The organism is Nonomuraea sp. NPDC049480 (assembly GCF_044465905.1).
In the GTDB taxonomy this organism is placed as follows: domain Bacteria; phylum Actinomycetota; class Actinomycetes; order Streptosporangiales; family Streptosporangiaceae; genus Nonomuraea.
The window spans coordinates 97,979-112,967 of the sequence record NZ_JBITMD010000022.1 but is presented as its reverse complement, the minus strand read 5'-3'; the positions used below and the strand labels follow the sequence as shown (position 1 = coordinate 112,967).

Below are 14,989 nucleotides of genomic sequence, written 5' to 3'. Positions count from 1 at the left end.
GTCGCCGTCGGCACGGACCCCGCACCGGATCGGTCATGATGGCGGCGCGGTCTACAAGCCGGTGCCGGAGCGCATCGCGCGGCGTTCGGGCCGACGTCAGACGGTGATCCGGGTCCGGCAGCGCCGCTCGGTGCCGCCGACGTTGACGCCTGGGCAGATCGACCGGGCATGTCATCGTGCTGGTCACCACTCCTCGCGAGCACGTGGTGTCACTCCCGGTGGCCTGGTGCGAGTGCGCGAAGGGCCGGGTCAGTCGGCGCGTAGTTCCTTGATGACTGCGACAGCGTCGTCCGCCAGGTCGATGGGGCAGCCCCAGTAGTCGTAGATTCCTCCGCCGGCACGGTTGCTGCCGCAGATGACGAATACGCCGGTCCCCAGCTGAACTTTGAGACGGGTGGCCAGCCAGCCGACGAAACCACTGTTGTCCAGGTCGGCGGGGAAGTGAAAGGAGAAGACTCCGAATTGTTCGACACCGTCGTGCTCCTGGGCGAACGGGACCAAGGCGCTCCAGCTCTCGTTGTCCCGGACCACCGCCAGTGTGTCACCGGTAAGGGCTGGTGGGCGGTCGGCCGGAGACTCCTCGAAACACCAGACGCCGTGGTGCACGACGAACCCGGCTGCCGCGATCACGCGTCGTAGGCGTGCTTCCGTCTGCTCCGCAGTCTCCATACTGACGCTGACCATGGGTGGGTCTCCTCGATTCATGTGGCTGTGATCCACTCTGAGATCTCGGGCAGTCGCGCCCGGGCAGGAAAGGCTTCCAGCGTCCTGGCGACGATCTTCACAACGTCGTCGCCGACTTGCCGATTCCGGCCGCGTTCACGGCGAGCACGTGTGGCAGCTCTGCGAGGCCGGCGCCGACCTGGCAGCCCAGGCGGCCATCGTTGCCGTCAGCGCCGGTTCCCCGGCTGTCGTGCACGTGGCCGGGAAAAGGATTGGACGGGGTGATGCTCGGGCTTGTAGCTTGCGGTTGACCGTGACACCGCCCGAGGAGGTGAGACCCATGAACGCTGTATCGATGTGGGTGCTCCCCTTCCCGTCACGGCCGGGCGATTGACGTAGGTGTCGCCGGGAGCGCCTCGCCAACAAGGCACTCCCGAAAGGCAACACCAATGCACTCTCCGCAGTTCCCCGCCGAGCCGCCGTCGAACGACAGGGTCGAGCGTGATTCCACGGTGGGCGACGTCCCCGGAGTTCTCCGGTCGCCGGCCTCCGGCGCCGATCGTGCGCCCCTCATCTTCGATGTGATCATTGCCGGGTGCGGGCCGACCGGCGCGATGCTGGCCGCCGAACTGCGGCTGCACGATGTGCGGGTACTCGTTCTGGAGAAGGAAACCGAGCCCAAGTCGTTCGTCCGCATAGTCGGTCTGCATATTCGCAGTCTCGAGCTGATGGCGATGCGCGGCCTGCTGGATCGCATTCTCCAGCATGGAAGACAGCGTCCGGCCGGCGGTTTCTTCGCCGCCATCCCCAAACCCGTGCCCAAGGGTCTGGATTCCGCGCACGCCTATCTGCTGGGCATCCCGCAGCCGACCATCGAACATCTGCTCGAAGAACATGCGATCGAGCTGGGTGCGCAGGTCCGGCGCGGTTGCGCGGTCGCCGGTTTCGAGCAGGACGACGAGGGTGTGACCGTCGAGCTGGCCGACGGGGAACAGCTGCGTTCGCGCTATCTCATCGGCTGTGACGGCGGGCGCAGTACGGTGCGCAAACTGCTCGGCGTCGGCTTCCCCGGCGAGCCCTCGCGGACCGAGACGCTGATGGGCGAGATGGAAGTGGGCCTGCCGCAGGAGGAGATCGCCGCCAAGGTGACCGAAATCCGCGAGACCCATCAGCCATTCTGGCTCCGGCCCTTCGGCGAAGGGGTCTACAGCGTCGTAGTCCCCGCCGCGGGAGTCAGCGACCGCACGGAACCGCCCACCCTCGAGGATTTCAAACAACAGCTCCGCACCATCGCCGGAACCGATTTCGGCGTGCACTCCCCGCGCTGGTTGTCCCGCTTCGGGGATGCCACCCGGCTAGCCGAACGTTATCGGGTCGGGCGGGTGCTGCTGGCCGGCGATGCGGCACACATCCATCCACCCATCGGCGGACAGGGCCTCAACCTGGGCGTTCAGGACGCATTCAACCTCGGCTGGAAACTGGCCGCACAGATCCGCGGCTGGGCGCCGGAAACGCTGCTGGACACCTACCAGGCCGAACGTCATCCGGTCGCCGAGGACGTGCTGGACAACACCCGCGCCCAGATGGAACTGCTGTCCGCCGAACCGGGCCCGCAGGCCGTGCGCAGGCTGCTCACCGAACTGATGGACTTCGACGAGGTGAACCGCCATCTGATCGAGAAGATCACCGCGATCGGCATCCGCTACGACTTCGGCGAAGGCCCCGACCTGCTCGGCCGCCGCCTGCGCGACATCGAGGTGAAACAGGGCCACCTCTACGGTCTGCTGCATCGCGGCCGCGGCCTGATGCTGGACCGCACCGAACGCCTGACCGTCGGCGGCTGGTCAGACCGGGTCGATTACCTCGCGGATCCCACTGCGGTACTGGATGTTCCATGCGTCCTGCTACGCCCCGACGGCCACGTCGCCTGGGCCGGCGACGATCAGCAGGACCTGGACGACCACCTCTCCCGCTGGTTCGGCAAGCCCTCCAACTGATTTCGCCGGAGCAGCGGTCATCCCGCATATACGTGGCGAGATGGCGAGCAGATCTGCGGCGCCGTCCGCCACGGGATCGCCGCCCTCCGGCACCCCCGTCCAGTCGCGTTCCTGCCCTGATTCACGGCCGGGGATCTATGCCGCATTGGTTTGTGTGGATTTTTACGTGTTCGACCTGTGGGGTGGGGCGCCTACTTGTCGCGGGGGCCCAGGAAGGGAACTGGGATGAGAAATATCTTCACACCCACCCGGCCCATCGGCCTGCTTCTCGCATTCACGCTGATCGTCTTCTGCGGCCCGCTCACCGGAACGGCATCCGCCGCCGTACCGGGGCTGGAGGTCGTGTCCCTGACCAGCGCCAGCAACTCCGGCTTCTCCAAGAGCGTCGTGGCGTCCTGCCCGAGCGGCAAGAACCTGCTCGGCACGGGAGGATCGGTGAACAGCGGCCTCGGCAAGGTGGTGATGGACCGCATCGTGCCCGACTCCGCGCTGACCCAGGTCACGGTCTCCGCACGCGAGACCGAGGTGGGCCTCAGCACGAACTGGTCGGTCACCGCGTACGCGATCTGCGCGGCCCCGGTCGCCGGACTCCAGCTGGCCACGACCTCCCTTTCCGCCGACTCGACGGCCAAGAAGAACTTGACGGGCCTCTGCCCCGCCGGGCTGAACATGACCGGCATCGGCGGTGCAGTCGGTGGAGGCGGCGGCCAGGTCCTGCTCGAGACGGTCGCACCGCACATCACGAACACCGCTGGAACGGTGTCGGCCTCCGAGGATGTGACCGGATACTCAGGCAACTGGTCGCTCACGGCTTACGCGATCTGCGCCTTCCCGCTGCCCGGCCACGAGGTGGTCGTCACGCACAGCCCGGACACCGCGACCATCACCAAGGACAGCACGGCGACCTGCACTGGCGGCAAGAGGCCGATCGGATTGGGCGGCGCGGTCGCGGTTCCGCCGCCTACGCTGGGGGCCGAGGGGAAGGTCGTGCTCACTCACATCATGCCCCAGACGCTGCCGCACGGTGCCGTGAGCAGCGGTTTCGAGACCCCGGGACAGCCGTCTGCCTTCGTGTGGCACAGCTCGGCGTACGCCGTCTGCGCCACCCCGTGAACCCGCGCGGCCGGGCCGCCGTCCTCACGGCGGCGCCCGGCCGCACTCTCACCCAATGATGACGACGGCTGGATTCACAGCACCGCCCTTTCGCCCCGGACGCCGACCAGGCGCCCGGGGTGAAAGCTTGTCGGCCCCAGCCCTCCACTGCGCCACACGACGACAAGGCCCCCTTGATCAGGGTCGGCGTGCGGCGGGATCACGGTTTTCCTGCCAGCGGGCCAGGGCTTCTGGGCCGGCCCCGTCGAGGCGGTCCTGCTGTCGATCGACCAGGCCGAGATCGCCCTGTCGGTCGCCCGGCAGCTGCCGCAGGTTCTGCCGGTGCTGTCCTCTGCCGGCCGACCTGGCCGGCAACTACGCCGACCGCACCTGGCACAAACGCCTGCGCGGCCCGACCCGGCCGGACATCTTCATCCTGGACGACTTCGCCATGCGTGAGCTGACCGCCACCCCCTCTCTGCCAGACTGCTGTGATACATGGGACATATAAGTCCTTTTGACGTGAATCAGGGCGATACAAGACGATCGAGACAGTGACGATGATCCTCGCCGACCAGGCCGCCTTGACGGGGCAAGATGGCCGGGTGACGGATGAGCAGCCGGCCCGGGCTGCGGGCCGAGACCAAGAAGCTCAAGGCCGACACCGCAAGGCTGGAGTCTCGCAACGAGAAACTCGCCAGGCCCAAATCCGGTCCACCGGCTCCCGGTTGCACCCGCCAAGGTGGCGTTGCTCGATCAGCGGGGACGGTGTTACGGTCTCACCGAGCCCCGTATGGGCCTACGCATGGAGGTAGCGGCTACTCAGCCATTGCAGAGATCGGCACGTTCCGTCTCTCGCAGCTTGTCAATCCCTGTCCTGGGATTGCTGCGCCCATCTTCACTGCGTAGGCATGCGGGGTATTTCTGTGTCGATTTCCGGTGGCGTGGCCCTCCTTCGCGATCAATCGACGCGGAAAGGCAGTGCATGAGCAAGGAACAGGCCGAGACCTGGGCGGGCTTCGACGTCAATGAGTTCCAGCGTCAGGTCATCGCCGAGTTTCGGGCGAACAGCGGGAAGATGAGCGGCATGTTCGAGGGCTGGACACTAGCCGTGCTGACGACCGTCGGAGCCAAGAGCGACCTGCGACGGGAGAGCATCCTGGGGTATCTCGATTTCGACGGAAAAGGGATCGTCGTCGCGTCCTCGAATGGCGCCGACAAGCACCCCGCGTGGTACCACAACATCCGCAAGAACCCGATCGTGACGGTCGAGACGGGTAGCGACACCTATCAGGCGATCGCCGCCATCCCGCCGGCCCAGGAGCGTGACAAGCTCTTCGACCGCGTGATCGTCGAGGCGCCGGGGTACGCCGACCACCAGGCCAAGACGACCAGGGAGATCCCGGTCGTCATACTGCACCGGATCGGCCCCAAGCCCGGCGAGGAGCGGGTCAAGGGCATGGGCGACTGGATCGTCGAGGTGCACGACTGGCTGCGCAAGGAGCTCGAGACGCTCCGCGCCCAGGCGGACCAGGCGATCGAGGGCGGCGTGGACACGATCGAGCGGACGCCGCCGGACCTCGCCCAGCAGATGCGCACCCACTGCCTGGACTTCTGCGGGGCGCTGAAGAAGCATCACGGCGGCGAGGACATGGCCATGTTCCCGATGCTGGCCAAGCAGTTCCCCGCACTCGCTCCGGCGCTGGCGCAGCTCGGCGAGGAGCACAAGGTGGTGGCGCGGCTGCAGGACGACATCCAGCGGCTCGTCGACGGCTTCGTACCCGGCGAAACCGACTCCGTGCAGCTGCGCGCCGACCTGGAGCGGCTGACGAACCAGCTGGAGTCCCACTTCAGGTACGAGGAGGAGACGATCGTGACGGCGCTCAACGCCACGGCCCCAGCTCCCAAATTCGGCTGATCATCCACCGGCAGCCCCGGGCCGACCCCTTCCTCGGCGCGGGGTGACCGCTGCGCGCCGGGCCCCACAAGCATGAAGCTTTCCATGGTGGCGCCGGGACTGCAGCCGACCGCCGCTCCTCGACGGTCATCCCCTCGACCAGTGGCATGACCGTCGGGCCGAGGAACCGGCACACCTCGGCCGTGTGGGCGCGGGCCTGGAGGAGGCCGAGGAAATCGCACGTTGCCGCCCCCTGGGTGCGGGCATCGAGATTCGCCCCGTCTGGGGTGCGCCGTCCTGACCAGGTGGCCGCTCCTGCGATAGGACACGAGGCCACTCCGTTGGGAGTGGCCTCGATGCCTCAAGCGGCAGATGGCCTACCCTGAGCACGTCGGGAAGCGGGACACGGTGCTGGTGCACAGCGTTTCGGCGGAGGTGTTCACCCGCCACCAGCCCACGCTCGACCACCTGGGCGGCGCCACATACCTGAGGACCGACGCTCTACGACGTGGCGATGCTGCACTTCGCCTGGGCGACGCTGATCGGGTCCAGACCGTCATCGCGGCGGGCTCACGGGTACCCCAAGATCGCATGGGCGGTGCGGAGGGTTCCGTCACGAACGAAGGTGACGCTGACCTCCGTGCCACCCGTATGCTCCCGGCAGAAGAGCCACACGTCGGCGATGTCGAAGACCGGCGCGGCGCCGAGCCGGACCACGATATCGCCTGAGCGCAGCACGGCCTGGTCGGCGAACCCGCCGGGCGCCACGCTCACCACCTCGGGGCCGGCCGGCGTGTCGACCAGGTGCGCACCAAGATCGGCCCTGAAGGTGTTCATACGGTCGAACTTGACGCCCGTTCGCAGGTAGAGATGCAGGCCCGCCAGGTTCTGGGTCCAACCATGGCGGGTGCCGTCGAGATGTCCCCGCCATGCGTCGCTCTCACCGAATCCGGCCTCTTGGATGCGCACCCGGGTGCCTTTGGCGGTCTCCTTGAAGGTCACCGTCGTTCGACGTTCGCTGGGGACCGCCGCGGGCGGCTCCAACCACACCAACCTCTTGTGCTCTTCCGCCTGCTCGATCGACCAGATCAATTCGCCATGACCAGGGATGGTGAACCTGATCCGGCCACCGGGCCGGATGTCGCACTCCACGATGGTGCCGAGCCAAGCCTCCAGGTAATCAGGCGTCGTGAAGACCTGCCACGCCTGCTCGACCCGCAGGTCGAGTACGAAGGTCATCTCGAAGACATCACCCATGGCAGTCCTTCCGAGCCGAAAAGGCCGATACATCACATCCGCGATGCCGCGTTTTGACTCCCTTCAGGGCATCTGCGGTGTGCTTCCGTCAGCGGGTGGACCTGGTGACCCTTGAAAAGTTGCCGGGTGGCACGGGGGTCAGTCTCCTCTCCTTGCCAGGCCGGCCAGCAGTTCCTTGACCTCGGTCGCCTCGCAGGAGTCCCGGTCGAAGGGGCCGATGATCAGCGGGCCGTCGTCGAGCACGTCGGGCAGCCGGCCGTGGCTGCCCCGGACCGGTGCCGGGTCGAGCGGCACCACCGGCATCGTGTAGCGGAAACCCAGCTTCTTCTTGGCCAGCGCCGCCGCGGCACGGACTTTGACGAAAGGATCCTTCGGGTCCATGAACAACTCGGCGGGGTCGTAGCCGGGTTTGCGGTGGATGTCCACGAGCCTGGCGAAATCCGGGGCCCGGTCGTCGGAGAGCCAGTAGTAGTAGGTGAACCAGGCGTCGGGCTCCGCCACCGCGACGAGCTCGCCGGCGCGTTCGTGGTCGAGCCCGTACTTCGCCTTTCCCGCCTGGTCGAGCACCTCGTCCACGCCGGTCAGCTCGGCGACGACGGCGCGGGTGCGGGCGAGGTCGGCGGGGTCGCGTACGTACACGTGGGCCACCTGGTGGTCGGCGACGGCGAAGGCCCGGGACGCCCACGGGTCGAGATACTCCATCCCGGCCTGCGAGTAGACCTCCAGCAGGCCCGCACGGCGCAGCGCCCGGTTGATGTCCACCGGGCGGGACACCGGGGTGATGCCGTATTCGGACAGCACGACCACCTCGGCGTCCTCGGCCAGGAGCGGAGCCAGCGCGGCGTCGACGGCGCGGGCCGCGGCGATCGCCTCGGGGCTGGAGGGACCGTACCGCTGCAGGTCGTAGTCGAGGTGGGGCACGTAGACCAGCAGCAGGCCGGGTCGTTCGCGGGCCAGGATGCGGCGGGCCGCGGCGATGATCCATTCGGAGGATGTGATCCCCGCGTTCGGGCCCCAGTAGGTGAACAGGGGGAACGGGCCCAGCGCGGCCTCGAGGTCGTCGTGGAGTGAGGGCGGGCGGGTGTAGCAGTCGGGGGACTTGCGGCCGTCGGCGTGGTAAATGGGGCGCGGGGTGACGAGCAGGTCGGTCGGCGCGCCCATCGCGTACCACCAGCAGACGTTGGCGGTGCGCAGCCCGGGCACGGCGGTCCACAGCTGCTCGCCCTGGATGAGCGCGTTGTGCTGGCGCCACAGCAGCACCTCGCCGAGGTCGCGGAAGTACCACCCGTTGCCGACGATGCCGTGGTCGCGGGGCATCGAACCGGTCAGCAGGGTGGCCTGCATCGAGCAGGTGACGGCCGGGAGCACGGGCCGCAGCGCGGCCGCCGCCCCCACCTTCGCGACGTTCGGCATGTGCGCCAGCAGGCGAGGGGTGAGCCCTACCACGTTGATCACGATCAGCGGTGCCATCACGTCTCCTTCAGCCCGAGCACGGCGAGCTGTCTCCGCATCCAGTCGAGTTCGGCGGCGATGCCTTCGGCGATGTCCGCCGGCGCGCCTGGGAGCACGTTCCAGGTGTAGGTCTCCACCTCGACGTGCCTGGTCAGCGGGGCGCCGCCACCGAGCAGCGCGTGCAGCAGGCCACGCAGGTACGGCGCGCTGGTGGTGAGCGGAGGCGGCGGGGCGGCGTGCAGCGGGACGTGGAAGTGCACCCGCCAGGACTCGTCGGCCGGCAGGCCGCCGGTCAGGGCTTCGCCGAGGTCGTCCACGTATCCACTGGCGGAGCGCGTCTGGTGGAGGAACCTGGCCTCGTCGAACGCCGCGAGCGCCTGCTGTGCCCCCGGCGGGGCCTCCAAGGCGCACGACGCCTGGAGCTTCACGATGGGGAGCCCTGTGCCGGCGCCCGCGCCGGGTTCCTCGAAGCCCACGGCCATGTGGCAGGCGTCCAGGCAGAGGCCGAGGTGGTCGCGATCCACGTCGCTGAGCAGGGCGGTCGCCTGCGGTGTCGTCTCGATGATGCAGCCGGGCTCCGGCTCGAAGCCCAGGCGGATCACCTTGCCGGTCCGCCCGGCCAGCGCGCGCAGACCTCGGGCGACCGCGTCGAGGTTGGCCCCGACCGTCCCCGCCTTGTCCTCGGTCCAGCCGGTCCGCCAGGCGAGGGGAAGTGTCGAGATCGTTCCCTCGGTGACGTCGTCCGGCAGGAGCGCGGCGAGGATCTCGGCGAGCCCGAGCGTGTAGCGCAGCCGTTCCGCGTCGGCCCAGTCAGGGCTGTAGACGCGGTACTTCACGATCTCGTCGTGGAAGCCGCGGTACGGGAACCCGTTGAGGGTCACGACCTCCAGTCCGAGAGAGGTCAGCCGCTCGCGCAACCTGGCGAGTTCGTCAGGCCGGGCGAGCAGGTCCGCGGCGGCGTGCTGGGACAGCCACAGGCCGAGGCCGAGCCGTTCGGCGCCGAGCAGATCCCTGACCCGCGCCGCGATGCCGGAGAGCTGGGCGTGGATGCCGGGGAGGTCCTCCGCGGGGTGGACGTTGGTGCAGTAGGACAGGTGCACCGTCGAGCCGTCCGGATGGCGCAGCCGCATGGTCAGCCCCGCTTGATCGTGTTGCCGGCGTAGTCGGAGTCGGCGAGGGCGGCGTCCAGGTCGAGCCGGCCGCTCTGCCCGTAGAAGGCGACGGGATTGCGCCAGAGCACCTGGTCCACGTCGTCCTCGCCGAAGCCGGCGGCGAGCATGGCGTCGGCGACCGCGCGGGTCTTCAGCGGGTCGCTGCGCCCCCAGTCGGCGGCCGAGTTCACCAGAATCCGGGCCGTGCCGTACTCCTGGACGATTGCCACCATCCGATCCGGGTCCATCTTGGTGTCGGGGTAGATCGAGAACCCCATCCAGCAGCCCGAGTCGGCGACCATGCCGACGGTCGGTTCGTTGAGGTGGTCGACGAGCACGCGCTCGGGGGCCATTCCGGCGGCTCGGACGACGTCGAGTGTGCGGCGGGTGCCGGCGACCTTGTCCCGATGCGGCGTGTGCACCAGGACGGGGAGGTCGTTCTCCGCGGCCATGGCGAGCTGGGCCTCGAAGGCGTGTTCCTCCTCGGCGGTCATCGAGTCGTAGCCGACCTCGCCGACCGCGACGACGGAGTCCTTCAGCAGGTATCGCGGCAGTTCGGCCAGCACGCCCGCGCAGCGACGGTCGTTGGCCTCCTTCGGGTTGAGGGCGAGCGCGCAGTGGTGGCGGATGCCGTACTGGGCGGCGCGGTACGGCTCCCAGCCGAGCAGCGCGTCGAAGTAGTCGAGGAAGCTGCCCACGTTGGTGCGGGGCTGGCCCAGCCAGAAGGCGGGTTCGACCACGGCCCGGACCCCTGCGGCGTGCATGCGCTCGTAGTCGTCGGTGGTGCGGGAGGTCATGTGGATGTGGGGGTCGAAGATGCGCAATTCAGATCCTCTCCAGGACGTCGGGCGGGACGGGGCGTCCCGCCGCCTGTCGCTCCTTCGCGTAGTCCGACAACATCCGGGCCAGTTCGGCGTCGAACCGGCGCTCCAGGTCGGCCACCGCGGCCAGCGGGATGGACATGAAGACGCACTTGAGCACCCCTTGGCGAAAGGAGTGGTCGTCCAGCCACGCCGAGCCGTACGGGCCGAGGGCCGCGGCCACCAGCCGCGGGTCGTTGGCGCGCAGCGCGTCCTCGACCAGGGGGACCGCCGCCGCCCCGAGGTCGAGTTCGGGCAGGGCGGACAGGATCGCCAGCCGCTCGCCGGTGTCGCCCCGCTCGTACAGGTCGCGGATCACCGTGTGGTCGCCGCGCAGGGCCTCCAGCAGCGCGCGCCGCGCGGTCGGGCCGCCTCGCCGTTCGGCCTGCGGGAAGAGCAGGTGGATCGCCTGCGGATCAGCCTCGACCCGGCGTACGGCCTGTGCCAGCCACTCCTTCGGCGGCTCTCTCATGTGCCCTCCTCAAGTAGGCGATCGAGCGACGGGCGACCTGCGGCGCCGCATGGCTGTGCCGGGCCAGTTCCACGGCCACCAGGCCGGAGTAGCCGGCCAGCGCGGCGAGCACCGGCGCGAAGTCGATCTCGCCGTCACCGAACTCCAGGTGCTCGTGGACGCCTCGGCGCATGTCCTCGATCTGCACGTGCACGGTGTACGGCAGCGCCCGCCGGACGCACGCGGGCACGGGCTCCCGCTCCACGCACTGGCAGTGCCCGACGTCGAGAGTGAGGCCGAACCGGGGATGGGCGCCGAGCATCGCGCTCAGCCGCTCGTATCCGTCCAGGTCGGCGACGAGCATTCCGGGCTCGGGCTCGAATCCCAGCGTGACGCCCACCCGGTCGGCCTCGTCGAGGAGTCGTGCGCACTGGCAGGCCAGCCGCGTGTACGCCTCCCCTTCCCGCATGCCGTCGGGCCGGGCCCCGCTCCACAGGTGCACCACGGGAGCGCCCAGGTCGGCGGCGACACGCATCGCCGTGGTCAGGAACTCCACTCTGCGCTCGGCATCGTCGCTGATGAGTGTCGGATGATGCTTGCGCCGGGGATCGAGGGTGTAGCGTCCGCCCGTCTCGACGACGGCGTCGAGCCCGAGCCGTTCGAGCAGACGGGCGATCCGGGACACCTCCGCGGCCAGGCCGGGGGCGTAGGGGTCGAGGTGGCCGTGGTCGAGCGTGATCGCCGCGCCGGCGTAACCCAGGTCGGACAGGATCGCGAGCGCCTCGGGGAGCCGGTGGTCGGAGAAGCCGTTGGTGCAGTACGCCCACTTCAACGGGGTGCCGGTCACGACGTCGCCATCCGGGCCGAGAGCCACCTGCCCACGGGCAGGGCGCACAACAGCGCGCCCGCCGCCGGGAGCCGCCCGCCTCCCGCGACCGCCGCCGCCTGGAGCGGGACCATGCTGAGGATGCCCAGCCGGACGGCTTGCCGCACGTTCTCGGGATCGGGACGGGCCCGTAACCCGGCCTGGACGGGGAGGGTCGAGGCGAGATAGCCGGCGATGAGGATCCCGGCACCCACCTGGGCGGCAGGCCCGTTGCGCAGACAGGACGCGACCGCCAGCCCGGCCGCCGCGGTGCTGGCCGCCAGCGCGCGTCCGACGGTCGCGGGCGTCGCCCCGGCCACCTCGGCCCGGCCCAGGACGCTGATCCCGTAGGTGTGCGCGCCGATCGCCAGTGCGGTCGGCACGGCGGCCGCGGTCTGCGTGCCGGCGCCCAGGAGCACGTCGAGTACGCGGCAGGCCGCCATCGAGGCCGGCCCCGCGGCCGTCCGCTTCAGGCCCAGGTCATAGGCCCACACCGCGCCGGCCAGCAGCCCGGCGAGGGTGAGAGCGCGGCGGCCGCCGGCGAGTGCGGCCGTGGTCAGGCCGGCGCCGGTCAGGGCGGCCGCGAGCCCGAGCGCGACCCCCGGGCGGACCCTGCCCGACGGGATCGGGCGCTCCGGCCGCTCGATCGCGTCGGCCTCGCGGTCGGCCCAGTCGTTGAGCGCCATGCCCGACCAGTACACGAGCACCGACGCCAGGGCCAGACCGGCCTTCGGGCGCCGCCCCGCCGCGGCCGCTCCCGCCATGGTGTCCCCGGGCACGGACAGCGCGGCCGGTGCGCGCACCAGCTCCAGCAGGGCTCTCACGACAGTTCCTCGGCGAAGGTGCGCAGCCGGGCGTACTGGGCAGGTAAGGCGTGCTCGTCCGTCCCCAGCGGGTTCTTGAAGAAGTAGCCGAGTTCGGGCAGCGCGCCGGCCCGTTTCTTCTCGTGCGCCCGGGCGACCAGCCGGGCCAGGTCCAGGACGAGGGGGGCGGCCAGCGCGGAATCGCAGCCCTGCCAGGTGAACTGCAGCGCCATCCGCACGCCGAGAAAGCCCTCGAAGGTCACGTGGTCCCAGGCGGTCTTCCACTCTCCGAGATCCGCGACGTAGTCGATGTGCGTCCGCCCCTCGACGGGTTCGCCGAGGACCCCGGCGACGACCTGGTCCTTGGAGAGCTCCTTGCTGGACCTGGCGGCCGGGTCGGCCAGCGTCGCCCCGTCGCCGCCGCCGAGCAGGTTGAGCCCGGACCAGGAGCGCACCCGCAGCGCCCGTCCGGCGAACATGGGCGCCAGAGCGCTCTTGACCAGGGTCTCGCCCGTCTTCCCGTCGCGCCCCGCGTACGGCAGGCCCCGCTGGGCGGCGAGTTCGGCCAGGGCGGGTAAGGCGGGCCCGGTCGACGGCGTGAACTCCACGTAGCCGCAGCCGGCGTGGAAGGCCGCGTAGGCGTACAGGGAGCTCGGCGGCAGCACGTCGTCCCCGGCCGCGAGCCGCTCCTCGAGGTCGGACAGCCTGTCGAACTCCGGGCGCCGCCCGGCGGGCGGCTCGGTGGACGACACGTTGACGACGACCACCCGGCCCAGCCGGTGCCGGTCGCGGAACCCGCTGATGTCGCCGATCAGCCGGGCCGCGGCCGCGGCCTGGGCACCGTCGCCGGGAACGTGGCCCGGCCGGATCTCGGCGTCGGCCGCGTCCAGATCCGGGGCGAGCAATTCCGCCAGGCCCGATGGGATCACCCCTGCCCGGCTCAACTGCTCGGCACGTTTGCGGAGCGAGGTCTCGGTGATGTCGTGCCCGCCGAAGACCAGGCCGGCGAGCGGGACCAGACGTCCGGGAAAGCCTGGGGACTCGGTCACGCATCCCTGCGGTGGTGCCACCCCCGCCCTGATGGCCGCGGCGCCGACTGTCGCCGTGGTCGCCACGGATCCCCGTGCCCCGATGAGCCACACACCGACCTTGTCCATAGGAGCTCCTACTTGTCGGCACCATCCCGGTATGCGGCACGCATCCGGTATGCAAGTAACCGCGATGTTAAGAGCGACTTTTGTCGATGGTCAAGCAGAAGATGGATGGTTCCTGTCTTATCGTCCGCCACTTAGGGCCGCCACCGCCTGGTCGACCGCCTCCGGCGCGAGCACGTGCCCGATCACCATCACCGCCGCGCCGGTCACGCCCGCGCGGTCGCCGAGTTCGCTGGCCAGGATGCCGAGATGCTGCGTGGCCAGCGGCAGGGACCTGCTGTAGATCACCTCGCGGACGCCCGCGAGCAGGTGCTCGCCCGCCTCCGCGATGTCGCCGCCGACGACGATGAGCGAGGGGTTGAAGAAGTTGACGACCGAGGCCAGGACCGTGCCGATCTCCCGGCCCGCCTGCCGGACCGCCTGGGTGGCCGGGACGTTGCCCGCTCGCACCAGGTCGACGACGTCACGGCTGACAGAGGTGTCCTGGCCCGCCGCACGCAGGCGTGCGGCCAGCGCGCCACCGCCCGCCACGGCTTCCAGGCACCCGGTGTTGCCGCAACGGCAGACGACGTCCTCGAACGACGGGACCCGGATGTGGCCGATGTCGCCGGCCGCTCCCTGGGCGCCCCGATGCAGCCGGCCCTCGCTGATGATCCCGCAGCCGACGCCGGTGCCGATCTTGACGAAGATCATGTGCTCGACCTGCGACCTGACCGCCCAGTACTCGCCGAGCGCCATGATGTTCACGTCGTTGTCGACCAGCACCGGAGCGCCGAGTCGCTCACTCAGCCACTCGGGCACCGTGAAGCGGTCCCACCCGGGCATGATCGGCGGGTTGACCGGCTTGCCGGTGTCGTGCTCCACCGGGCCGGGGAGACCGACGCCGATGCCGCACACGTCGGCGGTGCCGCGTCCGCACTCGCCGAGCAACTCGCGGAAGGTCTCGACGAGCCAGGTCAGCACGGGCACCGGACCCCGGTCGATGGGCATCTCGGCGCTGCGCTCGGCGAGCACCATGGCCGCGAGGTCGGTGACGGCGAGCCGGGCGTGCGTCACGCCGAGGTCGGCCGCGAGCACGACCCGTGCGCCCTGATTGAAGGCGAACGTCGTCGCGGGACGCCCGCCGGAGTGGATCGCGTCGTCGGTCGGCACCACCAGGCGCTGATGCAGCAGGGCGTCCAGCCGGACAGAGAGCGTCGAACGGGCCCATCCGGTGAGCTGGGCCAGCTCGGCGCGGGTGCGTGGCCGACCGTCGCGCAGGATCGAGAGCAGTGCCCCTGCTCCGGTGGCCGGGCCACCGGCGTCGATCAGCGTGCTCTCAGTCAACACCTGCTCCGTTCATCAAGA

13 protein-coding genes are annotated in these 14,989 nt (G+C 69.9%); 3 read left to right on the top strand and 10 right to left on the bottom strand.

Going from position 1 to position 14,989, the window contains the following annotated elements:
- Window positions 1-249: 249 nt before the first annotated feature.
- Window positions 250-684, bottom strand: a complete 435-nt coding sequence (locus ACIBX3_RS44400; RefSeq protein ID WP_397126649.1) for a DUF6196 family protein — start codon at window positions 682-684, stop codon at window positions 250-252.
- Between the two features lie 551 nt (window positions 685-1,235).
- Between ACIBX3_RS44400 and rox the strand changes: the two genes are divergently transcribed.
- From rox to ACIBX3_RS44385, 3 genes are all read left to right on the top strand, one after another.
- Window positions 1,236-2,660 (top strand): rifampin monooxygenase, encoded by a 1,425-nt coding sequence (rox, locus tag ACIBX3_RS44395; protein WP_397126710.1) that lies wholly within the window; start codon window positions 1,236-1,238, stop codon window positions 2,658-2,660.
- Between the two features lie 225 nt (window positions 2,661-2,885).
- A complete protein-coding gene (locus ACIBX3_RS44390; protein ID WP_397126648.1) occupies window positions 2,886-3,773 on the top strand; it encodes a hypothetical protein in 888 nt (295 codons plus the stop codon).
- Between the two features lie 964 nt (window positions 3,774-4,737).
- Window positions 4,738-5,670, top strand: coding sequence for a nitroreductase/quinone reductase family protein (locus ACIBX3_RS44385; protein ID WP_397126647.1), 933 nt, complete (start codon window positions 4,738-4,740; stop codon window positions 5,668-5,670).
- Window positions 5,671-6,219: 549 nt separating this feature from the next.
- Here the strand turns inward: ACIBX3_RS44385 and ACIBX3_RS44380 are convergent.
- The 9 genes from ACIBX3_RS44380 to ACIBX3_RS44340 all read right to left on the bottom strand — a co-directional run bounded on the left by ACIBX3_RS44380 (window position 6,220) and on the right by ACIBX3_RS44340 (window position 14,968).
- Entirely contained in the window at window positions 6,220-6,906 is a 687-nt protein-coding gene (locus ACIBX3_RS44380; RefSeq protein ID WP_397126646.1) for an SRPBCC domain-containing protein, read from the bottom strand.
- Window positions 6,907-7,044: 138 nt separating this feature from the next.
- Entirely contained in the window at window positions 7,045-8,376 is a 1,332-nt protein-coding gene (locus ACIBX3_RS44375) for a nucleotide pyrophosphatase/phosphodiesterase family protein (protein WP_397126645.1), read from the bottom strand.
- Window positions 8,376-9,488, bottom strand: coding sequence for a metabolite traffic protein EboE (gene eboE, locus ACIBX3_RS44370; RefSeq protein WP_397126644.1), 1,113 nt, complete (start codon window positions 9,486-9,488; stop codon window positions 8,376-8,378). The genes ACIBX3_RS44375 and eboE overlap by 1 nt, the downstream gene beginning before the upstream one ends.
- Before the next feature lie 2 nt (window positions 9,489-9,490).
- Complete coding sequence (locus ACIBX3_RS44365; protein WP_397126643.1) at window positions 9,491-10,333, bottom strand: TatD family hydrolase; 843 nt, start codon at window positions 10,331-10,333, stop codon at window positions 9,491-9,493.
- 1 nt (window position 10,334) lies between these two features.
- Window positions 10,335-10,841: an EboA domain-containing protein gene (locus tag ACIBX3_RS44360; RefSeq protein WP_397126641.1), complete on the bottom strand. Its 507-nt coding sequence runs from the start codon at window positions 10,839-10,841 to the stop codon at window positions 10,335-10,337.
- The gene (locus tag ACIBX3_RS44355; RefSeq protein WP_397126640.1) at window positions 10,786-11,667 is read right to left on the bottom strand and encodes a sugar phosphate isomerase/epimerase family protein; all 882 of its coding nucleotides are present in this window, start codon (window positions 11,665-11,667) and stop codon (window positions 10,786-10,788) included. Before ACIBX3_RS44355 ends, ACIBX3_RS44360 begins: the two co-directional genes overlap by 56 nt.
- Window positions 11,664-12,509, bottom strand: coding sequence for an SCO3242 family prenyltransferase (locus tag ACIBX3_RS44350; protein WP_397126639.1), 846 nt, complete (start codon window positions 12,507-12,509; stop codon window positions 11,664-11,666). Before ACIBX3_RS44350 ends, ACIBX3_RS44355 begins: the two co-directional genes overlap by 4 nt.
- Window positions 12,506-13,645, bottom strand: a complete 1,140-nt coding sequence (locus tag ACIBX3_RS44345; RefSeq protein ID WP_397126638.1) for an inositol-3-phosphate synthase — start codon at window positions 13,643-13,645, stop codon at window positions 12,506-12,508. Before ACIBX3_RS44345 ends, ACIBX3_RS44350 begins: the two co-directional genes overlap by 4 nt.
- A gap of 117 nt (window positions 13,646-13,762) precedes the next feature.
- On the bottom strand, window positions 13,763-14,968 hold the full coding sequence (locus ACIBX3_RS44340; RefSeq protein WP_397126637.1) for an ROK family protein: 1,206 nt from the start codon (window positions 14,966-14,968) through the stop codon (window positions 13,763-13,765).
- Window positions 14,969-14,989: the final 21 nt, after the last annotated feature.

Coding starts and splice junctions, on each gene's coding strand:
- ACIBX3_RS44375 (WP_397126645.1), bottom strand. CDS start 8,376: ATGGCACCGCTGATCGTGATCAACGTGGTAGGGCTCACCCCTCGCCTG.
- ACIBX3_RS44385 (WP_397126647.1), top strand. CDS start 4,738: ATGAGCAAGGAACAGGCCGAGACCTGGGCGGGCTTCGACGTCAATGAG.
- ACIBX3_RS44400 (WP_397126649.1), bottom strand. CDS start 684: ATGGTCAGCGTCAGTATGGAGACTGCGGAGCAGACGGAAGCACGCCTA.
- eboE (WP_397126644.1), bottom strand. CDS start 9,488: ATGCGGCTGCGCCATCCGGACGGCTCGACGGTGCACCTGTCCTACTGC.
- ACIBX3_RS44345 (WP_397126638.1), bottom strand. CDS start 13,645: ATGGACAAGGTCGGTGTGTGGCTCATCGGGGCACGGGGATCCGTGGCG.
- ACIBX3_RS44390 (WP_397126648.1), top strand. CDS start 2,886: ATGAGAAATATCTTCACACCCACCCGGCCCATCGGCCTGCTTCTCGCA.
- ACIBX3_RS44360 (WP_397126641.1), bottom strand. CDS start 10,841: ATGAGAGAGCCGCCGAAGGAGTGGCTGGCACAGGCCGTACGCCGGGTC.
- ACIBX3_RS44380 (WP_397126646.1), bottom strand. CDS start 6,906: ATGGGTGATGTCTTCGAGATGACCTTCGTACTCGACCTGCGGGTCGAG.